Raw genomic sequence first — 20,039 nt, forward strand, 5'->3', positions numbered from 1 at the left:
TCAGGCCCCTTTGCCTTTAGCGCCCGGGGCGTTTCCCCTTCCCCTCCCGCTCGTAGATCGCCTCGACCGCTTCCTGCAGGCCCGGGTAGGCGAACACCCCGTCCGGGAGCCTGGCGGAGTCTGCGGCGCCGTACCCCGTCTGCACCATGAGGGAGGTGCACCCGGCGTTCAGTCCGGCCTCGATGTCTCCCAGCTTGTCACCGATCATGTAGGAGCCGGAGAGGTCGATATCCAGGTCGAGCGCCGCCTGCTGCAGCATGCCCGGGAGGGGCTTTCGGCAGCTGCAATCGACGCGGTAGTCGCCCACCGCATGTTCCGGGTGATGCGGGCAGAAATAGCACGCCTCGATGGTGATGCCGAAGCTGCTTAGTTCCTCGTGCATCTTGTCGTGGATCGCGTGCAGCGCCGCCTCGTCGTAGAGCCCGCGCCCGATGCCGGACTGGTTCGTGACGACGACCAGGAGAAAGCCGGCGTCCTTCAGGCGCTGCAGCGCGTAGGGGACGCCCGGGATGAGGCGGAAATCCTCCACACGGCTTAGATACTGCACCTCTTCGTTGATGGTCCCGTCCCTGTCGAGAAAAACCGCCCGATGCTTGCCCATGATGCCCGGCCCTTCCGGCTCGTCAGCCGCCTTTTAAAGAAACAACCCGCGCTCAACGAGGTCGCAGATGATGTGGATCATGGTGATATGCCCCTCCTGGATACGGGGCGTGTCGCTACTGGGGACGATCAGGGAGAGTTCGGCCACCCCCTTGATGCTGCCGCCGTCCTTGCCCAGAAGCGCCACGGTCCGGCACCCAAGGCGCCTCGCCGCCTCAAGGGCGAGCTGCACGTTGGGCGAATTGCCGCTCGTCGAAATGCCGACGACGACGTCCCCGGGACGTCCGTGCGCCTCGACCTGGCGGGCGAAGATCTGTTCGAAGCCGTAGTCGTTGCCGATCGCGGTGAGGATCGAGGTGTCGGTGCTGAGCGCTATGGCGGGGAGCGCGCGGCGCTCCAGCTTGAAACGTCCTACTATCTCGGCGACGAAATGCTGGGCATCCGCTGCGGAGCCGCCGTTGCCCATGACGATGAGTTTGCGCCCGTCCTTCAACGCCTCGGTCAAAAGGGAAACGGCGCTCTCTATGGCGGGAGTAAGGTCCCTTTCGAGCGCCGTCATGACCTGGTTGTGGGCCTGGAGCTGGCCCCTGATCTCGTCTTTCATCGTCCCTCCGACTTTTTGTGTGCTGACAAGCGCCATCTAGTGGGCGCGCGATTTGATCCGCTCGGCAAGCTGTGAAAACGACAGGTACTGCTCGCTCCACGGCAGGACAAGCCCGTCTACCGCGATCACCGGTTTCGTGCCGGGAGAAGCGGCGAGGAGCTTCTCGTAAAGGCGGCGTTTCATGCCGTCCAGGGCGATGCGCGGCAACGGCACCAGTTTCACGTTTTCATGCAGCGTGGCAAGCCCCTGCTGCCGGGCCTGCTGATGCAGCGCGAAAGGAAGGAGCACCGTGTAACAGTCGCCGTGCCGGGCTCCCTCCACCAGGAGTTCCAGCTTCTGCTCGAGAAGCGAAGCCTCGACCCCCTTTGGAACGTAGACGAGGAAGTTGTCCCCCTCCCCCCAGCGCTCCTTGAAAAGGGAGATGCTCCGCAAAAGGGTCTCGCGGCGGCGCTCAAGGGAACCAAGCGGCGCCTCGTCGTGGTGGCTCACCAGGGGACCGGGGACCTGCACGGTGCGGAAACCTTCGGAGCAGGCCCGCATGGTGAAGTCCTTAAGACACCAGGCTCCGCCGTCCATCCCTTCGTCGAACCCTCCGATCTTGCCGTAGAGTTCACGGCGCACGGCCATGGCGGCGAAGGAGCCGCTGACCACCTCGCGCGGAAGGTCGCAGGGGTCGCCCGGGTCGAGGCAGGGAAGCAGTATCCCCGCATCGGCATGGGTGTGGGCGAACTGCAAGAGCGGCTCGAACCACCCATGCTTTACTATGCTGGTGCTGCGCATCAGGGCCAGAAACGGCGCCTCGGAACTCTCAAAACCGCGGTTTGCGGCACGCACGAACCCGATGTTGCTGTCGTCGCGCATCAAAAGGGCGCGCTCGTCCAGAGCGTCGGCAAACTCCTGCAACATCCTCTCGGTGTCGCGCTCTGAGCCGCAATCCACGATGATGAAGCGGGCGTTCGGTGTGTGGTTGATCAGGTTGACCAGGCAGTTTCGAGTCTCTTCGGGCCGGTTCCAAACGGGTATGATGACGTCTACGATAGCGTCGGTCATGAAAATCCCTCTGGTAGAAACGGCGGATTGGAGCGCGATCCGGCCTAGGAACTGACGGCGACGTTGCGAAGCAGTGCGAGCTCGTCGAGCACCTTGCCGGAGCCCAGCACGACGCAGGAAAGCGGGTCTTCGGCGGTGACCACCGGCAGACCGGTCTCTTCGCGCAAAAGGACGTCGAGGTTTCTAAGCAGCGCTCCGCCGCCGGCCAGCACGATACCCTTGTCGACGAGGTCGGCCGCAAGCTCGGGCGGGGTCCGCTCCAGGCAGTTGCGTACCGCGTCCACGATGGCGGTCACCGGCTCGGAGAGGGCCTCGCGGATCTCGTTGGAGTCGATCTCGGTGGTCTTGGGGATGCCGGAGACGAGGTCGCGACCCTTGACCTCCATGTGCAGCAGCTGGGTCCCCGGGTATGCCTCGCCGATCTCGATCTTGATCAGCTCGGCCATGCGGTCGCCGATCAGGAGGTTGTACTTGCGCTTTATGTACTGGACGATCGCTTCGTCCATCTTGTCGCCGCCTACGCGGACGCTCTTCGTGTAGACGATGCCGGCGAGGGAGATGACGGCCACCTCGGTGGTCCCCCCCCCGATATCTACGATCATGTTGCCGGACGCCTCGGTAATCGGGAGCCCCGCACCGATCGCCGCCGCCATCGGCTCCTCGATCAGGTACACCTCGCGGGCACCGGCGGACTCGGCGCTCTCCTTTACGGCGCGCTTTTCCACCTGGGTGATGCCGGAGGGGACGCAGATGACGATCCTCGGGCGCACCAGGGTTTTCCTGTTGTGCACCTTGTGAATGAAGTAACGCAGCATCTCTTCGGTGATGTCGAAGTCGGCGATGACCCCGTCTTTCATCGGCCTGATGGCCGTGATGGTGCCGGGGGTACGCCCCAACATCTTCTTTGCCTCCATCCCTACGGCGAGCACCTTCTGCTGACCGCTTGGCATCTTCTGGACCGCGACCACGGACGGTTCGCGCACCACGATCCCCTTACCCTTCAGATAGACGAGGGTGTTGGCCGTGCCGAGGTCGATGGCGAGGTCGTTAGAAAACATGCCGAAAAGGGCATCGAAAATCTTGAGCATCCTGGGAACTCCTTTTGAATTAGCGCGGTAGCCGGGACCGACCCGGCAAAGGTGGAAATATAACAAAAACTCCGCACCCTTGCAAGAAAGAAAACCCGCCTCTTAGCTGATAGCGCAATGAAACACTGGACGTATACTGCGTCATTCTACCGTTGCTTTTGCGATTAAATTATATTATCATTCGCGTCTCTTGATCTAATCTAATGGCGTCAATTATATGTGTGCAAAGGAGCCGAACCCGAATGCTAGGCGTAATGAGGAAGTATAAGCAGTCGATCGTCATCAAGATCGTCTTTGTCGTCATCGTTCTCTCTTTCATAGGAACCATCTTCCTGGTCTGGGGTAAAGGTGGCGACGGTCAGCGCGGCGGCAAAGGTTATGCGGCGTCTGTCAACGGCACGAAGATCAGCCTGGACGAGTTCCAGAAGAGCTACTACCGCACCCGCGGGCTCTATGAGCAGATCTACGGCAAAACCCTCACTCCCGAGATGGAAAAACAGATGGGGATCAAGAAGCTCACCATCGACACCCTTATCGACAACGTGCTCATCTTCGACGAAGCGAAGAAGATGGGCGTGAAGGTGAACAAGGACGAGGTCGCGGCCGAGATCGCCAAGATCCCCGCCTTCCAGAACAACGGTGCTTTCGACTTCAACCTCTACCAGCAGACCCTCAAGGCGAACCGGCTCACCCCGAAGGAGTTCGAGGAAGCGCAGGAGCAGGAGATGCTGCTTGCCAAGGCGCGCAACAAGGTGAAGATGGGTGCCACGGTTACCGACGCCGAAGTGAAGGACGCCTTCAAGAAACAAAACGACAAGGTCGACCTCGCCTACGTCTCCTTCTCCCCCGCCGACGTCAAGGGAGGCATCAAGCTGACCGACCAGGAGCTGACCGCCTACCTGCAGGATCACCAGAACGAGTTCAAGACCCCGGAGCAGGTCTCCGTGGCCTACACCGTGGTAAGCCCGGCCCAGGAGGCAGGCAAGGTGACCGTCACCCCGGAAGAGGCGCAGACCTACTACCAGAAGAACATCGACCGCTACCAGGGCAAGGGGGGCATCCTTCCCTTCTCCGAGGTGAAGGATCAGGCCACCGCGGACGCCCAGAAGCAGAAAGCTGCCAAAGAGGCGTACGAGAAAGCGGCCGAGACGGCCAACAAGTTCAAAGCGACCGGCGACCTCGACGCCGCTGCAAAAGCCCTCGGCAGCAAGGTGGAGAAGACCGCGCTCTTCACCGCCAAGGCCCCGGCGGCCGCACTTGCCGGCGAAAACGAAGTGATCGCCCGCTCCTTCGCCATCAAGCAGGGTGAACTGGGCGGCCCGGTGGAAACCGCCAAAGGGATCTACCTCATCAAGGTGCTGGACAAGAAACCGGCTGCCGTCCCCCCGCTGGCTCAGATCAAGTCGGCAGTGGAGGCGAAAGCGGTCGAGGCGAAAGCGGCCGAACTCGCGAAGAAGAAGGCCGGGGAGGCGCTGCAGCAGCTCGCCAAGGGTGGCGCCGCCAAGTCCACCGGCAGCTTCGGCTACGCAGCGACCGGCGCCGTGCCGACCATCGGCACCTCGCCGGAGCTCATGGAAGCAGCCTTCACGCTCACCGCTCCGAACCAGGCGGCAAAACAGCCCTTCAAGGTGGGTGACCGCTGGTACGCGGTGAGCCTCAAGTCCCGCACCGAGGCGCCTCTTGCCGACCTCGCCGCCAAGGCCCCCGGCATCAAGGCCGCCCTCCTCCCGAAGAAGCAGCAGGAGGTGCTCGAGAAGTGGGTCAAGGGTCTGCGCGACAAGGCCAAGATCGATATCAACCCGCTGGTGCTGCAGGACTAACGGGTCAAGCGGAAGCGTCAACAGCTTTCAAGTGTGAGGTGGAGGGTGCAAGGTGCACTCTTCACCTTTCACTTTTCACGCTCAAGGCGAACCATAAAAGGAGAATGCACCAATGACTACACCGGTACTCAACACTGACTTCCCCGGCCTGAAGCTTGCCGCACGCGGGAAGGTGCGCGACATCTACGACCTCGGGGAGACGCTGCTCATCGTCACCACCGACAGGATCTCCGCGTTCGACGTCATCATGAACGAAGGGATCCCCAACAAGGGTTACGTGCTGACCCAGATCTCCGCCTACTGGTTCCGCCAAATGGAAGGCATCATCAAGAACCACATCATCTCCACCGATGTGGCCGATTTCCCCAAGGAGTGCCAGCCCTACGCCGAGACCCTTAAAGGCCGCTCCATGTGGGTGAAGAAGGCGAAGCCGCTGGCCGCCGAGTGCATCGTGCGCGGCTACATCTCCGGCTCCGGCTGGAAGGACTACCAGAAAACCGGCTCCATCTGCGGCATCAAGCTCCCCGAGGGGCTCAAGGAAAGCGACCGCCTGCCGCAGCCGATCTTCACCCCCTCGACCAAGGCCGAGCTCGGCACCCACGACGAGAACATCTCTTTCGAAGAGATGTGCAACATCTGCGGCAAAGAGATCTCCGAGAAGGTGCGCGACGTGACGCTCAAGATCTACGAGAAGGCCCGCGACCTGGCCGACGAGAAAGGGATCATCATCGCCGACACCAAGTTCGAGTACGGCATCTACGACGGCGAACTGATCATCATCGACGAGTGCATGACCCCGGACTCCAGCCGCTTCTGGCCCAAGGAGAGCTACAAGCCGGGCGGCCCGCAGCCTTCCTTCGACAAGCAGTTCCTGAGGGACTACCTGGAGACCCTGGACTGGGGCAAGACCGCCCCTGCCCCGCCGCTTCCCGCCGAGATCGTACAGAAGACCGGCGAGAAGTACATGGAAGCACTGGTCAAGCTGACCGGGATGAAGGCGCCCTAGCCTGCAGACCAGGACCGGCTTTGGGATAAAAAAAGGCCCCGACATCGTTTCCGATGCGGGGCCTTTTCCTTTCCGTCCGGCAAGGTTCTCAGGAGAATTCCGGGGGACGCGGAGTGCAGTTGCCTGCGAAGCGCTGCGCTACCCCTAACGCCCCCCCCTTTGCCTTCTACCCTATCATCTTCGCCAGTCGCGCCCTTTCCTTGGTAAGACGCGCCTCGCCGTCCTCCAGCGCCTTCAGAAGGTTCTTCTTGGCGCCGTAGGCCATGTCCTTGCCGCGGTCCAGGATCTCGGCGGCGCGCTCGCCCATCGCCTCGGCCATGTCGGTCACCTGCTCGGTGAAATCCTCAACGGCCTCGAGCGCCTCCTCCCCTTTGCGCCGCGCCTTCTTAGCGTAGCGTGAGAGGTCCTTGCGGGTTTTCTGGCCGCTTTGCGGCGCGTACAAAAGCGCGACCCCCGCGCCGATGATGCCGCCTGCCAAGAGCATGAGCGCTCCAACCATCACCTTGTTATCCCGATCGGCCATGGCCCCTCCTCCTTTGGGTGTGTTGTTTTGTTGTTCAAGGGAACATCCAAATACTACCCGATGGTGAGGCTTTGCCAAGTGAACTTCTCATTATTGCTTTGAACAGGGTATTGAACCGTGTATATTTGAACCGTTGCAACAATGCCAATCTAGCTCTCCAAGAGGAAAACATGGATCAAAAATACGACGTACTTATCGTCGGTGGCGGCCCAGGCGGCGTAGCTGCGGCGTACCTCTGCCACAAGCATGGGCTCACGCATCTGCTCATCGAGTCCGGCAAGGCGATCTTCCAGGGAATCGCCAACACCTACCCCGAAGGGAAGAACGTCTACCCGTCAAAACCCAAGGAAAACCCCGAACCGTTCCTGGTCGAGGAACTCCGCCCGCCCGACAAGCCGGTCACCGTGGAGAAGTACATCCAGTACGTGCAGCACTTCGTCCAGCACGAGGGTTTGAACGTACTTACCGAGACCCAGTTCGAGAACATAGAGGACGGGCGCGACCACCTGAAGGTGCACACCTCGCGCGGCACCTTCCAGACGAAAAAGGTGCTCTTAGCTTTCGGCAGTTCCATCCCGAAGGAGCTCTCGGTGTACGGCGACGCGAAGATGGTGGCGAAGACCCTCGACGACCCGAAGAAGTACATCGGCAAGCGCACCCTGGTTATCGGAGGGGGCAACTCGGCGGCCGACGTGATCATCTCCATCCTCAAGGAGAAGAGGAGCGCGAACGACAAGGAGCCGGTCTACTGGGCGCACGTCGCCGAGACCTTCGACGTGAACAAGGAGACCGCGCAGCGCCTGGGTGAGGAGATCCTTCTGGGTGGGAACATAAGGCTTTTGCCGGGCGCCACGCCTAGGATCGGCGAGGTGGACGACGAGGGGGTCGACCGGCTGGTGATCAGGGTCAGCGAAGACAAGATCGCCGGCGGCATCGAGCGCTACCACGCCATGAGTTTTCCGATGAAGAACGTCATCGCCTGCATCGGCAGCCAGGGTCCCACCACCATCTACGACAAGATCGGGGTGCAGACCATCGCCTGCGCCGAGGGGGTCTGCCAGGTCGCCAAGGAAGGAGACCGGCTGCTGCTGCTCACCTCCGACTTCGAGTCGACCAGAAAGGGGGTCTACGTGATCGGCGGTGCGATCTCCCCTTCCTACATGCGCATCAGCAAGGGGGCCATCCAGGAGGAGCGCCACCCGAACCTGATCTACACCGCTGTGAACGACGCCCATCACGTCATCGAGGCGGTCGTCAAGAAGCTGAAGAAATAGCGGGAAGCAAACGTCAAGCGGACACTACGCCGATACCAGAGCAGACACGACAAAGGGGAGCCGATTCGGCTCCCCTTTGCAATTTGATCGAGTAATCCAAGTACTACTTAAGCTCCTCCCGAAGCCCCTCCACCACAGCTTTCACCTCGGCGATCATCTCGCGCGCCTGCGGCGAGTGTTCCCTCTTCAGGTAGTTCTCGAAGTGCTTGATCGCCTCGGCGGTGCGGTCCTGGTCGATGCAGATGTTCCCGAGGGTCAGGTAGCTCATGGTGAAGTCCGGATCGAGGCGGATCGCCTCGAGAGTCTCGCGCTCGGCGGCCTCCAGTTCGTCCATGTCGTAGTAGAGCTCGCCCAGGTTGAAGCGGGCCGTGGCGTCGTTGGGGTCGATCTCGATCCCCTTGTGGTAGGAGGCGATCGCCTTTTCGTTCTCGCCGAGCCCGTAATAAAGATCCCCCAGCGCGTTCAGGGCGAAGACGTTGTTCGGGTCGAGTTCGAGCGCCTTCTCGAAGGACTTGAGCGCATCGTCGGCGCGCTCCATGGCGTTGTAGACAAGCCCCATGCTGACGTAGCCGTCGCACTCGGCGGGCTGCAGTTCGGTCACCTTGCGGTAGCAGGCGAGCGCATCCTTGTGCTTGCCCGACTCGAAGTAAACGTCGCCCAGGGCGGTGAGACCGTCCAGGTCCTGCGGGGCGAACTCGAGCCCCTTTTTCAGCGCGGCGATCGCATCATCGTTGCGCCCCGCCTCGGAATGTGCCTCGCCAAGGTAGAAATACCCCTCTGCGTTTTCCGGTTCGACGGCGATGCACCCCTTGAAGGACTCAATGGCCTGGTCGTACTCGCCGGATTCCATGTGGGCTATTCCGTTCGCCAGCGCCTCGTCAAAATTCGTTGCCATTGCCACCTCCGTAACTGCATCAGATTTCATTGGCGCACACTATAACAGAGAAGCACCCGCTTTGCCAACTTAAGAGCGTTGAAAAAGCATTAAAAGCTTTCACATATCTTTTCTCTCATATATACTGCGGCAAACAGAAGCAAGGGGGAGGCAATGCCGGAGGAGGCAGGAGAACAACTGGGACTAAGGACGCTTGAGGACATCAGCGCGCTGATCCTGCAATCCCACGACCTGCAGGAGACTCTGGACAACATAGTCAACCTGGTCGCTAAGAGGATGTCTTCGGAGGTCTGCTCCATCTATCTGCTGGAGGAGGACGGCGAGACGCTCAGACTGCACGCGACCCGAGGTCTGTCCAGACTCTCGGTCGGCATCACCATGAAGATCTCCGAAGGCCTCACCGGCCTCGCCGTGGAACAGCGCGGCGTGGTGGCGACCGACAACGCCCCCCTGCACCCCCGCTACAAATACTTCAGGAAGACCAAGGAGGAGAAGGTACTCTCCTTTCTCGGGGTTCCCTTCTTCGAACGCGATCGCCCCATCGGCGTCCTGGTCATCCAGAACCGGGAATCGCGCACCTTCACCCCCCAGGAGATCAGTGCGGTATCCACCATCGCCTGGCAGATCTCAAGCATCGTCTCCAACGCCAAACTGCTAGATTCAGTCCGCAAGAAGGAAGAGGAGCGCGCCTTTTACGCGGCCGAGGTGGACCGCCTTAGAAAGGGGGGCACGCCGAAAGAGGCCGCCCGCAGCATCCGCAAGGGGGCAGGCTCCACAGCACTCACCGGCATAGGCATCTCCCCTGGTTTTGCCCTCGGCAAGGTATCCATACTGCACCACCGCGGTTCCGCCGAGGAGGCGGTACTGGAACGGGCCCGTCCGCGCGCTGAGGAACTGAACCTGTTCCACCAGGCGCTCGAGAAGGCACGCATCCAGACCATCTACATGGAAAAGCGGATGGGTGAGATCCTCTCCGAGGCCGATGCCGCCATCTTCCACAGCCACCTGATGATCCTCGAGGACCGCGGCTTCATCGGCAAGATCACCGCCCTCATCGAGGAAGGGGTCGGCGCCCACCGTGCGGTGAGCCAGGTGGTGGAAGCGTACGTGGCCGCCTTCGCCCGCATGGAGGACCCCTACCTGAGGGAACGCAGCGCCGACATGGAGGACATCGGACGCCGTATCTGCGACGCCCTGAACGGTCACAGCAGGCAAAAGGAGCGCTTGCGCGACGAGCGCATCATCGTGGCCAGGGAGTTGCTCCCGTCGGACCTCGCCATCATGGACCACGGCAAGGTGATCGGCATCGCAACGGAAAAAGGAAACCGCAACGCACACGCGGCCATCATGGCGCGGGCGCTCGGCATCCCCGCCGTCTTCGGCGTGGAGGGACTTTTGAAGCGGGTCGGCGTACGCAGCGAGGTCGTCGTCGACGGCAACTCCGGCTGCGTCTATGTAAACCCGGACCAGGGGGTTAAGCAGGAGTACGTGCGGCTGCAGGGAGAGTTCGACCAGAAGCAGCGCGAACTCGAGGAGATCCGCGACCTCCCCGCCCGGACCCTCGACGGCTGCACCGTTTCCCTTCTCGCCAACATCGGGCTTCTAAGCGACCTGAGGGTGGCGCACCTGCACGGAGCCGAGGGGGTCGGCCTTTACCGTACCGAGTTCCCCTTCATGACCAGAAGCTCCTTTCCGACCAGGCAGGTGCAGGCGGTGGTGTACCGCAAGGTGCTGGAGGGTTTTCCGGGACTGCCGGTCAACATAAGGACGCTGGACATAGGCGGCGACAAGGAGCTCTCCTACTTTCCGCATCCGCGAGAGGACAACCCGTTTCTCGGATGGCGCTCCATGCGCCTGTCCCTGGACCGTGAGGAGATCCTTCGGGAGCAGTTGGCCGCTGTGCTCATCGCCTCGGTGGGGGGAAGGTGCAACCTGATGTTCCCCATGATCTCTGGGGTGGACGAAGTGCGCCGCATCAAGGGGATCCTGGAACAGGTAAAGGAGGATTTGCTGCGCGAGGGGAAGGCGTTCGCCCCGGACATCGGGCTTGGTGTGATGGTGGAACTCCCGGCAGCCGTTCTCGGCGCCGAGATGCTGGTGAAGGAGGTGGACTACCTTTCCATCGGGACCAACGATCTCATCCAGTACACGCTGGCCTGCGACAGGAACAACCCGCTGGTAAGGAAATGGTACGATCCGTACCATCCCGCGGTTCTTCACTCGATCAAGAAGGTGGCCGATGCGGCGACGGCTGCCGGAAAGCCGGCCTCCCTGTGCGGCGAGATGGCGGGCGAACCGATCAATGCGATGCTGCTCATGGGGCTCGGCCTGCGCAGCTTCAGCCTCTCGGCACCCAGTATCCCGAGGGTTAAAGAGGCGGTGCGCCGGATAACGCTCGAAAAGGCGCAACTGGTCGCCGAGCGTGTGCTCGCCATGGAAAGCGCGCATTCGATCCGGAGTTTTCTGGAGGCGACGCAGCGCGAACTCGGGCTCTAGACGAAAAAGGCCGGAGCCCTTTCGGACTCCGGCCCCCTTCCCTTTATATCCAGCAGTCTCCACCGTCGTAGTTGAGCGGATCGGAGGCGCCCTTTCTGGAACGGAGCTTGGCGCTGCAGCTCTTCAGTTTGTCGAGCGCATCGTCCTTCGCTTCGCTCAGCTTCTCGCGAACCTCGCGACCGGTTTTCGGGGTAAAGAGGAGAGCGGCACCAGCAGCTACCGCGGCTCCGGCCAGGAAGGCCAGCAGAGCGGCCTGTTCGCTTTTCTTCGACATGTCGTATGCTCCTTTTGGTTCTGGAAGTGACCGGCAGAAAAATAGTGCAGTCATTCTTATCACATTCCGGCGCGCAATAAAACCCCCAAGATTAAGTAATGAAGTTTTCCAGCACATATGTTTTCTGATTTGAATTAGCTTTGATTAGATGCTACCATCGCGTCTTAAATTTCCCCAAAGGAGATACATATGTTTTCCTTCAAAAGAACAGTGACACCGGCCGTTGCAGCAATCGCAGCGACTTTGATGCTTTCCGCCGGTGTCTTTGCCGGCGAAAGCGCTGATGCTGCCGCAAAACCGGCCGACCAGAAGGCGGTTGCCAAGGAGGCTGACGCCAAGGACCGGACCGTCGTCGTCAAGGTAAACGGTCAGGCCATCACCAGGCACGAAGTGGACCGCGCCATGAAGGTCATGCTGGCACAAAACCAGGTCCAGGAGCCCCTTGCCCCTGAGGCGCAGAAACAGGCCGAGGCGGCGGTCATCGACCAACTCACCTCGGCTGAGCTTTTATACCAGGAAGCGGCGAAGGTGAAAGTTGCCGACCTGGACAAGCTCGTCGATGAGAAAGTGGCCCAGAATAGGGCCAAGTTCAAATCGGAGCAGGATTTCGTCGAGGCCCTCAAAGGGATCGACATGACCATGAAGGACATGCAGGACTTCACCAGGAAGGACATCCTCATCAACAATTTCATCGAGCAGCGCTTTGTCGCCAAGGCGGTCGCCACCGATGACGAGGCAAAGAAGTTCTACGATCAGAACATAGACCGTTTCAAGAAGGAGGAAGCGGTCAGGGCGAGCCACATCCTGATCGGCGCCGACCAGAAAGCGAGCCCCGAGGAGCGGAAAAAGGCCAAAGAAAAGGCGGAGGCGCTGCTCAAGCGGGTGAAGGCCGGCGAGGATTTCGCGGCAATCGCCAAGGCGGAGTCATCCTGCCCGTCGGCCAGCCAGGGGGGCGACCTGGGCGCATTCGGCCGCGGCCAGACCGTCCCGGCCTTTGAGAGTGCCGCCTTCGGCCTCAAGCCGGGCGAGGTGAGCGGCGTGGTGGAGACTGAATTCGGCTACCACATCATCAAGGTGGTGGAGAAGCAGGAACCGAGCACCGAAAAGTTCGACGCAGTGAAGGACAAAATCCTGAACTACCTGAAGCAGCAGAAAGTACAGCAGGAACTCTCGAGCTACATCGACGAGCTGAAGAAGAACGCGAAGATCGAGAAGAACTAGCTTAAATTCATAAATCGTCTCAACCAGAAACAGAAAGGGCCCCGTATTTCGGGGCCCTTTTTTTATCCGCCAAGGCAACCTCGGGGGATGCGGTTTCCGAGGTCCTGACTACGGGGTCGTTGCCGGCGGCGGCACGAAAACGCGCGCGGCGAGCTCGTTGTCCAGCATGAGGAGCCCCTGGCCGTTGTCCCCGATGAGCTTCAGTTTGCCGATGATGTCCCTATCGTTCTCCTCCTCCTCGATCTGCTCGGTGACGAACCACTGAAGGAAGATGTTGGTGGCGTGGTCCTTCTCAGCGAGCGCGAGATCGGTAAGATCGTTGATGGAGGCGGTTATGGAGAGCTCGTGCTTTAGGGTCTGCTCGAACATGTCGAGCAGGCTCTTGAACTCGGCGGGCGGCGCGGCGATAGCCTGCAGATTGACATGCTCGCCGCGGCTGTTGATGTAGTTGTAAAACTTCATCGCATGGACCATCTCTTCCTGGTATTGCACCATGAACCAGTTGGCGCTCCCCTTTAGTCCAATGGACCCCGCATAAGAAGACATGGACAGGTAGAGATAGGCAGAATAGAGTTCGTTGTTCAACTGGTTGTTCAAGGCCTGGCAGAGCTTCTCGGTCAACATCAATATTCCCCCTTGTATTGCCTGGTGCATGATTGTTTCATACATGCCGCACAGACTATCAATGACGGTAAGATCTTACCCCAGACACAGACCTTTGCAACTACACAAACCGTAAACAACTGGAGCCAGTCCCCTTTCCTCTTGAATTAGACGGCCGGGTCAGGTTCGGGACGGGAGCGGTTCCGTTTGAGCTTTAAGGAGATAACGCCGGTAAGATTTGCCTGCAGGGGACCGCAGATAAAGGAGAAGAATGCCGAATTCCAGGGAAGCCTTGAAGTAATCGGAGACGGTGACCTTGGAGCCCTTTACGTCCACCCACTCCCGCAGGGGGTACTCGACCCACCTTTCGGTGCCCATGTTATCAGGCGCGTCCATGACGAGCGGAAACCGGGCGAGCAGCTCGACGTCGAAGATCCATCTCACCTTGAAGGGGACGGAGAGAACGCCCTTCAGGGCAGAGCTGTTCCTGAAAAGCTTGGCTCCGCACTGGGTGTCATAGATGTTGAGACGAAGCAGCAAAGAGGCGCAGGTGGCGAAAACTCTCCCGAGATAATGCCTCACGGGTCTGCGCCTGATATTCCTCCCGAGCAGACGCACCCTCGATCCGAAAACGGCATCCACATCCTTGTTTTCGAACACGCTGCACAGATCACCTATGGCGGATAACGGTGTTGCCAGGTCGGCATCCCAGTATCCCACCACGTCATAGGGTCCGCATGTAGCATCGAGCATCCCCAAACGAACCGCTTCAGCCTTGCCGCAGTTAATTTCCAAATTCATAACCGCGATACGTGCCGGCGCTTTAGACTGCAGCGTGCGGAGCAGTTCAAAAGTGTCATCCCTGCTGCCGTCGTTGACAAAAAGAAAGGAAAGACCGGGATCGTTCTCTAGCGCGACAAGAAAGGCTTCCGGCTTAAGCCTTTTCGCCTCGTTGTAGCAGGGCACCACGATCCTTTTCTTCGTCAATGCAGCAGTCATGGGGTCCTTTGAAATTCAGCGAAGTATGAAAGGTTCTTGAATTTCGCACATGCAATGACAGGAGTCAACCTTTCCGGCAAAAGATGTCATTTCGTCCCATCACTCCTGTCCAGAAATATCTTTATGAGATCGATCGGCACCGGGAATATGGTCGTCGAATTCTTTTCAGCAGCGATCTCGGTGAGCGTCTGCAGGTAGCGCAACTGTAACGACAATGGCTCCGTTCCCATTACCTGAGCGGCACGCGCGAGTTTTTCGGAAGCCTGCAGCTCACCCTCGGCGTGGATCACCTTGGCGCGGCGCTCCCTCTCGGCCTCGGCCTGCCGCGCGATGGCACGCTGCATCTCCTGCGGGAGGTCAATGTTTTTGACCTCGACCGTAGAGACCTTCACCCCCCAGGGTTCCGTCTGGCGGTCCAGGATTTCCTGCAACTCCTTGTTGATCTTGTCGCGATTGGCGAGCAGCTCATCCAGATCGACCTGCCCGAGGACGCTGCGCAACGTCGTCTGAGCGAGCTGGCTCGTGGCGTACAGGTAATTCTCCATCTCCACGACCGCACGCACGGCATCCACCACACGGAAATATATGACGGCGGAGACCTTGACGGTCACGTTGTCATGGGTGATCACGTCCTGCGAGGGGACGTCCATCGCCACGATGCGCAGGGAAACCCGCACCAGCCTGTCGATCCCGGGGATGATCAGCACCAGGCCGGGCCCCCGCACCTTTTTGACCCGCCCCAGGCGAAAGAGTACGCCGCGCTCGTATTCGGGGAGGATGCGGATGGCGTTGGCAAGGAAAATCACGACAAGGAACAGAACAAACAGCACCGGAAAAAGGTTCACCACGTTCATGATTGCCTCCTGTTTTGGCTCACCGTGCAGACAGTAAAAGCCCGCCCAAGTATATCGGAGTAGCCCTGCACGTCAATTTGCCGTATTGCCAAAATCTCCCATCCATGTTATTGAAGAAACCTCTAACAATCAGGAATTTCCTATGAAGCAGAATATCAAAATACTGATTATCGAAGACGACGACGGGAGCCGGGAAGCGCTGCTCATCCTGCTCAAGGCAAGCGGCTTTACCGTGAAAGGGTGTTCTAGCGGGAAAGACGGCCTCGACTTTCTTGCAGGCGAGCCTTTTGACATCGTCATCAGCGACCTGTTTTTGCCGGACATGAACGGGATCGACATCCTGTCCCGGGTGAAACAGGATTCGCCGCGTACCGAGGTCATCCTGGTTACCGGGCACGGTTCCGCAGAAACCGCGGTACAAGCGATGAAGAAAGGCGCCTACGACTACATCACGAAACCACTCAACATAGACGAGCTCCGCATCATCATCGACAAGGCGGTCGAAAAGGGACAGCTGGTCAGCGAGAACGTCTACCTCAAGAAACAGCTGCGCGAGAAGTACGAATTCGCCAACATCATCGGCAACTCGCAGGCGATGCAGCAGCTCTTCTCGCGGATGCAGAGGATCATAAAGACCGACTCCACGGTGCTGATCCTCGGTGAGTCCGGCACCGGCAAGGAGCTGGTCGCCAAAGCGATCCACTTCAACGGCAACCGCAAAGACAAGCCGTTCATCGCCGTGAACTGCTCCGCCATACCGGAAAACCTTCTTGAGAGCGAACTCTTCGGGCACGCGAAGGGAGCGTTCACTGGGGCGGTAAAGGAAAAGGTCGGGAAGTTCGAAGCGGCCAACTACGGGACCATCTTCCTGGACGAAATAGGGACACTCCCGATGCACCTGCAGACGAAGCTCTTGCGCGTCCTTCAAGAGCAGGAAGTGGAACGGGTCGGTTCCAACAAACAGATCAAGCTCGACGTGCGGGTCGTTTCGGCGACCAACGTGAACCTCGAGGAGGAAGTCGCCCGCGGGAACTTCCGCGAGGACCTATTCTATCGATTAAACGTCATCCCGGTTCAGATCCCGCCTCTCAGGGAGCGTGTCGAAGACATCCTTCCGCTCACCAAGCACTTCCTGGAGAAGAACTGTCGCGCCATGCAGCGCCCCATCATGCACCTCGACAAGGAAGCTCTGGAGGCACTGGAGGCGTACCCGTGGAACGGGAACGTCCGCGAACTTGAGAACATCATGGAGCGCATCGTCGCGCTTACCGAAAGCGACGTGATCACCCTGCGCGACCTCCCCGCCAACATAGCGAAGAACTACATCGAGGGCTCCCACTCCACCAGCGTCACACCAGCCGGCATCGACATGGTCCAGGCGATCAACGAGATCGAGAAGCGCATGATCACCGAAGCGCTGCAGCTCTCCGGCGGCGTAAAGGCCCGCGCGGCCGTGATGCTGAGCATCAACCGGACCACCCTCGTCGAAAAGATGCGCCGCCTCGGCATGCAGCTTTAGCTTAACGTCTCTGTCAGGAGACAATTAAATCGTTACAAAAAGAGACGCCAAGGCCATGTTTTCACGCTTGTGGCGTTATCTTACGCCGCACGGAAAATTCTTACATTTCCGGTATACTTTTCATTAGGCGACCAATTCCCCAGACAATAAAGTCCTTACATTTTGACGTAAGAGGGAGTTAGTTGTGGCCGCAGGTGACCACAATGTTTAATCCGCACAACGGCTTGAGGCTGACCCCCGACCGCAGGGAGAGTGGTCGTGCCGAGTGTTGGACATCGCTTCTTGAGATCGAGTTTGTGACAATCGTCAGAAAGTCAGAGCACTACCGCATAAAGCACTGTGCCCGTCAAGCTTAAGCCTACCAGCAACAAGAGCGCATACCATGAACGTACTAGCCACCTTTCGCAAAAGGTTCTCTCACCAATCGGTATCCCACAAAAGTACTTCATAGCCCTGCCACCAGCACTATACTTTGATTCTCCTTCCCGCCACACCAGGTTCTCCTGCCAGATTTGGGGCATTTCCTTCTTAAGGCGACTACTTGCCACAAAATTCAATACACCAAAAATAATGAGAACTGGAATACTGGCGCATATTGACAGAATCGAGACTGTGGAAAACACTTCGTGCATAAACATGCTCCAGTTCCATGGCTGGCTTTGGTAGGTGGCGCCCGCAGTCACATCATCGGCCAACGGGCCGACCTTGACCTGCCTGGTTTTTCGGGCAGGTCCAAGGGCGTGGTTGATGCTCTAGTTCGTCTGCGTCTTAGACACCTGAAGAACGTCCAGAATTCCGGAACGGAAAGCTCCCCTGATAAAGATAACGATATCCCAGTAGAGATTGTCTGGAAGGCCAGGGTATGATTTTATCAATTTTGTTCGCTCGGTCTCTGTCATCGACTCGCGCCTTTCAAACGCCTTCTGATAGAATAAACCTTCCAGCTCAATATCACTGCCAACGACTTCTTTATATTTCTTAAGTGTCATACCTAGTTTAAGCCCGCTCGACATCTTTACACTGGCACAATCGTCAATAGCAACTTGGGAACAAACTGATGATCCATCCTTGCTTCTGCTGAGCGTGAAACCTATCAGATCATGCTCCGGTCCACCAAGTTCGTCAGACCAAAACTCAACTTGCGTCCGGCACTTTGGTGAATAGTAACAAATCGCCGCCTTATATTCTCCGGCCTCACCTGTCTCAACTATTTGTGCTTGCCCAAGTTTCATTTGAACATCAGCTAATGTGAAGTTCTGAGCAATGCGAATTCCGAGAACTTCTGTAAAATCTTCTCCATTCGAAGCAAAAGTCGACGTCGGAATAAGAATCAACAATAGAATTATGAGTCGAATTATTTTCATTTATTTATTGTCTCAACGCCGCTGGCGCTGACCTGACGGTTTTTTCGGTCAGGTCTAGCGGCCTTGTTATACGTCTCTTAAAAATCCACCGAAGACCTATATTCTTGGCCTCTATCATCAATGGCAACCGACTCCACAGGGAGTTGGTGGTTTTGTTTTCTATAAATTTCTGTTCGCAATTCGCTGATACAGGCCAGTTCAATGTCATGACTGACAGCAAGCTCAGGCAACCATTCCAGGTATCTTTCAATTGAGGTGATAACCGACTGCGGAAAGCCATATTCCGATGAACTTTTACTTGGAATCCACGTAATCACGAGGCGCTCATCGCTGAGGCTACGAGCAACTTCCTTTAGATACTCGATAACAACACAGTCATCTACTCTATTCTCCCAGCTTACGAACGAGTGGGTAAAGTTATGTGACAATGATTTGATGTTTTTGTACTTCATCCTTTTTCCGTATAACGGGCGGTGAGATCACCTGACCGGTTTGCGGGTCAGGTGTATCTTCTTGGTTGGGACACCTTCGCGTCCACGGGTTATAAGTTTATCAAGGCTGTCATCATAGCCGCCCCCAAATATCCAACCGGCAAGGCATCCTCAGTCACATTGATTTTTAAGGGATTTTACGTAAGGATGAGTGATTGGTAAAATACCGGGTATCAAGTTCTCATCTACAACATATCCACAGACGCTTCTGTCATTTTTAGAAAAGATGACTAGCGCAAGTTTTCGGTTGGTTTTACAAGCCAGGCGGTAGCGAATAATGTTTACTTTTTGTCCTGCAGACGTGGAAATGTCGTAGCCACCTTTGTTGCATGCTTCCTTTGTAAGCCCCCACATCGGTCCAACAAGCTGCTTTGGTAGCCTCGAAACTGTTACACTTGGTAAGCCACTCACTTGTAAATCATGTGCCTTGATAACATCAGCGCCGAGAGGATCTAAAGCAAAAACAGTTGAGGGGACGCAACTGGCAGCCAATGAACTCACCAGCAACACGCTTTTCAGCGGCAGGCGAAATCTGCTCCTCCTGCACGCTTTCAAAGGATTTCCTTGTGGCATAATTATGCTCCTAGTACATCGCTTCTTAGGGTGAGCGGCGGAGCGGCCCTTCGTCAATCTGCTTTCACCGACTTTTGCCTACCCGCGGAGTCTGACTCTACCCGAATGGTTGGGCTGTTGCGCTGTCCCTTTGTCACTTCATCTGTGAAATTATCGATTTTGCCTCTTCTACACATTTTCTCAAAAGAGCGTCCGGGTCGACTCCTGTTGCAGATACTACTCTTCCCCAGGCATCAACTCCCTCGGCTTCATACATTCCTGCCGACTTTTCTTCGCAGCGGAAGTACCAGCCTTCCACCAAATTCATAAGCGCTTGAGATTGTTGAAGTTGAGTCTCACTCCTTTGCTGTATTCCCTTCTTCAAATTTCCTCACGGCCAACGGGGTCGGCCTTAATCGGCGGCGTTAGCCGTCTGCGTCTAAGGACGTGGTTGGGCATCGCCGTTTCTAAGTAAGCTTGTCCCCACCGCCCGCAGGTTTGATCCCTTGTGTGCTTTCTGTCAGTGAGTGCTGAGCATAGTAATCAATTATTGATGTAGATCATGATCGCAGCGATCACTGCAAATATAAGGACAGCAATAAAGCTACTCATAAGCTCTTTTTTGAGCGGATTTTGCCGACCACCTAGCACCCACATCCTCAGGGCAAATGCCACGAATAAAATCCCAAGTGCGGTAGAAATTATAAGAACTTTTCTTGTTAAATCCATTTTATCTACCAACGGGCTGGCGGGTGAGCGGCGGAGCGGCTTCGCTTTCACCAGCTGCTCCCCCCTCTCGAAAACCC

The 20,039-nt window shown here is 57.8% G+C and carries 21 protein-coding genes; 6 read left to right on the top strand and 15 right to left on the bottom strand.

Annotated elements, in window-relative coordinates:
* Positions 1 to 16: 16 nt before the first annotated feature.
* From gmhB to D6Z24_RS19430, 4 genes are read right to left on the bottom strand one after another with little or no spacing between them, the layout of a single operon-like run.
* On the bottom strand, positions 17 to 601 hold the full coding sequence (gene gmhB / locus D6Z24_RS19415; RefSeq protein ID WP_129128270.1) for a D-glycero-beta-D-manno-heptose 1,7-bisphosphate 7-phosphatase: 585 nt from the start codon (positions 599 to 601) through the stop codon (positions 17 to 19).
* 33 nt (positions 602 to 634) lie between these two features.
* Positions 635 to 1,204: a D-sedoheptulose 7-phosphate isomerase gene (gene gmhA / locus D6Z24_RS19420; RefSeq protein ID WP_129128271.1), complete on the bottom strand. Its 570-nt coding sequence runs from the start codon at positions 1,202 to 1,204 to the stop codon at positions 635 to 637.
* Between the two features lie 36 nt (positions 1,205 to 1,240).
* A complete protein-coding gene (locus tag D6Z24_RS19425) occupies positions 1,241 to 2,254 on the bottom strand; it encodes a glycosyltransferase family 2 protein (RefSeq protein ID WP_129128272.1) in 1,014 nt (337 codons plus the stop codon).
* A 44-nt stretch (positions 2,255 to 2,298) separates the two neighbouring features.
* Complete coding sequence (locus tag D6Z24_RS19430) at positions 2,299 to 3,342, bottom strand: rod shape-determining protein (RefSeq protein ID WP_129128273.1); 1,044 nt, start codon at positions 3,340 to 3,342, stop codon at positions 2,299 to 2,301.
* A gap of 242 nt (positions 3,343 to 3,584) precedes the next feature.
* Here D6Z24_RS19430 and D6Z24_RS19435 point away from each other — a divergent pair, with 242 nt between their 5' ends.
* Both D6Z24_RS19435 and D6Z24_RS19440 read left to right on the top strand, forming a co-directional pair.
* The gene (locus D6Z24_RS19435) at positions 3,585 to 5,162 is read left to right on the top strand and encodes a peptidylprolyl isomerase (protein WP_129128274.1); all 1,578 of its coding nucleotides are present in this window, start codon (positions 3,585 to 3,587) and stop codon (positions 5,160 to 5,162) included.
* A 112-nt stretch (positions 5,163 to 5,274) separates the two neighbouring features.
* Positions 5,275 to 6,168, top strand: coding sequence for a phosphoribosylaminoimidazolesuccinocarboxamide synthase (locus D6Z24_RS19440; protein ID WP_129128275.1), 894 nt, complete (start codon positions 5,275 to 5,277; stop codon positions 6,166 to 6,168).
* 166 nt (positions 6,169 to 6,334) lie between these two features.
* Here D6Z24_RS19440 and D6Z24_RS19445 read toward each other — a convergent pair whose 3' ends face one another.
* Positions 6,335 to 6,691 carry a YtxH domain-containing protein gene (locus tag D6Z24_RS19445; RefSeq protein ID WP_129128276.1) on the bottom strand — a complete coding sequence of 119 codons (357 nt, stop codon included), beginning with the start codon at positions 6,689 to 6,691 and terminating at the stop codon, positions 6,335 to 6,337.
* A 170-nt stretch (positions 6,692 to 6,861) separates the two neighbouring features.
* On the opposite strand from D6Z24_RS19445, the gene D6Z24_RS19450 reads away from it, so the two are divergent.
* Positions 6,862 to 7,965 carry an NAD(P)-binding domain-containing protein gene (locus D6Z24_RS19450; protein WP_129128277.1) on the top strand — a complete coding sequence of 368 codons (1,104 nt, stop codon included), beginning with the start codon at positions 6,862 to 6,864 and terminating at the stop codon, positions 7,963 to 7,965.
* A 103-nt stretch (positions 7,966 to 8,068) separates the two neighbouring features.
* On the opposite strand, the gene D6Z24_RS19455 is transcribed toward D6Z24_RS19450, so the two are convergent.
* Positions 8,069 to 8,860: a tetratricopeptide repeat protein gene (locus D6Z24_RS19455; RefSeq protein WP_129128278.1), complete on the bottom strand. Its 792-nt coding sequence runs from the start codon at positions 8,858 to 8,860 to the stop codon at positions 8,069 to 8,071.
* Positions 8,861 to 9,013: 153 nt separating this feature from the next.
* Here D6Z24_RS19455 and ptsP point away from each other — a divergent pair, with 153 nt between their 5' ends.
* On the top strand, positions 9,014 to 11,356 hold the full coding sequence (gene ptsP, locus D6Z24_RS19460) for a phosphoenolpyruvate--protein phosphotransferase (RefSeq protein ID WP_129128279.1): 2,343 nt from the start codon (positions 9,014 to 9,016) through the stop codon (positions 11,354 to 11,356).
* Positions 11,357 to 11,399: 43 nt separating this feature from the next.
* Here the strand turns inward: ptsP and D6Z24_RS19465 are convergent, their stop codons facing one another.
* Entirely contained in the window at positions 11,400 to 11,630 is a 231-nt protein-coding gene (locus D6Z24_RS19465) for a YtxH domain-containing protein (protein ID WP_129128280.1), read from the bottom strand.
* A gap of 189 nt (positions 11,631 to 11,819) precedes the next feature.
* Here D6Z24_RS19465 and D6Z24_RS19470 point away from each other — a divergent pair, with 189 nt between their 5' ends.
* Entirely contained in the window at positions 11,820 to 12,851 is a 1,032-nt protein-coding gene (locus D6Z24_RS19470; protein WP_129128281.1) for a peptidylprolyl isomerase, read from the top strand.
* Between the two features lie 108 nt (positions 12,852 to 12,959).
* On the opposite strand, the gene D6Z24_RS19475 is transcribed toward D6Z24_RS19470, so the two are convergent.
* The 3 genes from D6Z24_RS19475 to D6Z24_RS19485 all read right to left on the bottom strand — a co-directional run bounded on the left by D6Z24_RS19475 (position 12,960) and on the right by D6Z24_RS19485 (position 15,307).
* Positions 12,960 to 13,475, bottom strand: a complete 516-nt coding sequence (locus tag D6Z24_RS19475) for a ferritin (protein ID WP_129128282.1) — start codon at positions 13,473 to 13,475, stop codon at positions 12,960 to 12,962.
* Positions 13,476 to 13,634: 159 nt separating this feature from the next.
* Positions 13,635 to 14,441 carry a glycosyltransferase gene (locus D6Z24_RS19480; protein ID WP_162605196.1) on the bottom strand — a complete coding sequence of 269 codons (807 nt, stop codon included), beginning with the start codon at positions 14,439 to 14,441 and terminating at the stop codon, positions 13,635 to 13,637.
* Between the two features lie 98 nt (positions 14,442 to 14,539).
* The gene (locus tag D6Z24_RS19485) at positions 14,540 to 15,307 is read right to left on the bottom strand and encodes a slipin family protein (RefSeq protein ID WP_198419592.1); all 768 of its coding nucleotides are present in this window, start codon (positions 15,305 to 15,307) and stop codon (positions 14,540 to 14,542) included.
* A gap of 142 nt (positions 15,308 to 15,449) precedes the next feature.
* On the opposite strand from D6Z24_RS19485, the gene D6Z24_RS19490 reads away from it, so the two are divergent.
* A complete protein-coding gene (locus D6Z24_RS19490; RefSeq protein ID WP_129128285.1) occupies positions 15,450 to 16,826 on the top strand; it encodes a sigma-54-dependent transcriptional regulator in 1,377 nt (458 codons plus the stop codon).
* 752 nt (positions 16,827 to 17,578) lie between these two features.
* Here D6Z24_RS19490 and D6Z24_RS19495 read toward each other — a convergent pair.
* From D6Z24_RS19495 to D6Z24_RS19515, 5 genes are all read right to left on the bottom strand, one after another.
* Complete coding sequence (locus tag D6Z24_RS19495; RefSeq protein ID WP_129128286.1) at positions 17,579 to 18,190, bottom strand: hypothetical protein; 612 nt, start codon at positions 18,188 to 18,190, stop codon at positions 17,579 to 17,581.
* Positions 18,191 to 18,267: 77 nt separating this feature from the next.
* Positions 18,268 to 18,642, bottom strand: a complete 375-nt coding sequence (locus D6Z24_RS19500; protein WP_129128287.1) for a hypothetical protein — start codon at positions 18,640 to 18,642, stop codon at positions 18,268 to 18,270.
* Between the two features lie 150 nt (positions 18,643 to 18,792).
* Complete coding sequence (locus D6Z24_RS19505; RefSeq protein ID WP_129128288.1) at positions 18,793 to 19,254, bottom strand: hypothetical protein; 462 nt, start codon at positions 19,252 to 19,254, stop codon at positions 18,793 to 18,795.
* Positions 19,255 to 19,387: 133 nt separating this feature from the next.
* Positions 19,388 to 19,618, bottom strand: a complete 231-nt coding sequence (locus D6Z24_RS19510) for a hypothetical protein (protein ID WP_129128289.1) — start codon at positions 19,616 to 19,618, stop codon at positions 19,388 to 19,390.
* A gap of 158 nt (positions 19,619 to 19,776) precedes the next feature.
* Positions 19,777 to 20,013 carry a hypothetical protein gene (locus D6Z24_RS19515; protein ID WP_129128290.1) on the bottom strand — a complete coding sequence of 79 codons (237 nt, stop codon included), beginning with the start codon at positions 20,011 to 20,013 and terminating at the stop codon, positions 19,777 to 19,779.
* Between the last annotated feature and the right edge of the window lie 26 nt (positions 20,014 to 20,039).

Source organism: Geomonas oryzae (assembly GCF_004117875.1).
In the GTDB taxonomy this organism is placed as follows: domain Bacteria; phylum Desulfobacterota; class Desulfuromonadia; order Geobacterales; family Geobacteraceae; genus Geomonas; species Geomonas oryzae.

Coding starts and splice junctions, on each gene's coding strand:
- D6Z24_RS19445 (WP_129128276.1), bottom strand. CDS start 6,691: ATGGCCGATCGGGATAACAAGGTGATGGTTGGAGCGCTCATGCTCTTG.
- D6Z24_RS19485 (WP_198419592.1), bottom strand. CDS start 15,307: ATGAACGTGGTGAACCTTTTTCCGGTGCTGTTTGTTCTGTTCCTTGTC.
- D6Z24_RS19450 (WP_129128277.1), top strand. CDS start 6,862: ATGGATCAAAAATACGACGTACTTATCGTCGGTGGCGGCCCAGGCGGC.
- gmhA (WP_129128271.1), bottom strand. CDS start 1,204: ATGAAAGACGAGATCAGGGGCCAGCTCCAGGCCCACAACCAGGTCATG.
- ptsP (WP_129128279.1), top strand. CDS start 9,014: ATGCCGGAGGAGGCAGGAGAACAACTGGGACTAAGGACGCTTGAGGAC.
- D6Z24_RS19490 (WP_129128285.1), top strand. CDS start 15,450: ATGAAGCAGAATATCAAAATACTGATTATCGAAGACGACGACGGGAGC.
- gmhB (WP_129128270.1), bottom strand. CDS start 601: ATGGGCAAGCATCGGGCGGTTTTTCTCGACAGGGACGGGACCATCAAC.
- D6Z24_RS19475 (WP_129128282.1), bottom strand. CDS start 13,475: ATGTTGACCGAGAAGCTCTGCCAGGCCTTGAACAACCAGTTGAACAAC.
- D6Z24_RS19505 (WP_129128288.1), bottom strand. CDS start 19,254: ATGCCACAAGGAAATCCTTTGAAAGCGTGCAGGAGGAGCAGATTTCGC.
- D6Z24_RS19425 (WP_129128272.1), bottom strand. CDS start 2,254: ATGACCGACGCTATCGTAGACGTCATCATACCCGTTTGGAACCGGCCC.
- D6Z24_RS19495 (WP_129128286.1), bottom strand. CDS start 18,190: ATGAAAATAATTCGACTCATAATTCTATTGTTGATTCTTATTCCGACG.
- D6Z24_RS19465 (WP_129128280.1), bottom strand. CDS start 11,630: ATGTCGAAGAAAAGCGAACAGGCCGCTCTGCTGGCCTTCCTGGCCGGA.
- D6Z24_RS19470 (WP_129128281.1), top strand. CDS start 11,820: ATGTTTTCCTTCAAAAGAACAGTGACACCGGCCGTTGCAGCAATCGCA.
- D6Z24_RS19500 (WP_129128287.1), bottom strand. CDS start 18,642: ATGAAGTACAAAAACATCAAATCATTGTCACATAACTTTACCCACTCG.
- D6Z24_RS19455 (WP_129128278.1), bottom strand. CDS start 8,860: ATGGCAACGAATTTTGACGAGGCGCTGGCGAACGGAATAGCCCACATG.
- D6Z24_RS19430 (WP_129128273.1), bottom strand. CDS start 3,342: ATGCTCAAGATTTTCGATGCCCTTTTCGGCATGTTTTCTAACGACCTC.
- D6Z24_RS19440 (WP_129128275.1), top strand. CDS start 5,275: ATGACTACACCGGTACTCAACACTGACTTCCCCGGCCTGAAGCTTGCC.
- D6Z24_RS19435 (WP_129128274.1), top strand. CDS start 3,585: ATGCTAGGCGTAATGAGGAAGTATAAGCAGTCGATCGTCATCAAGATC.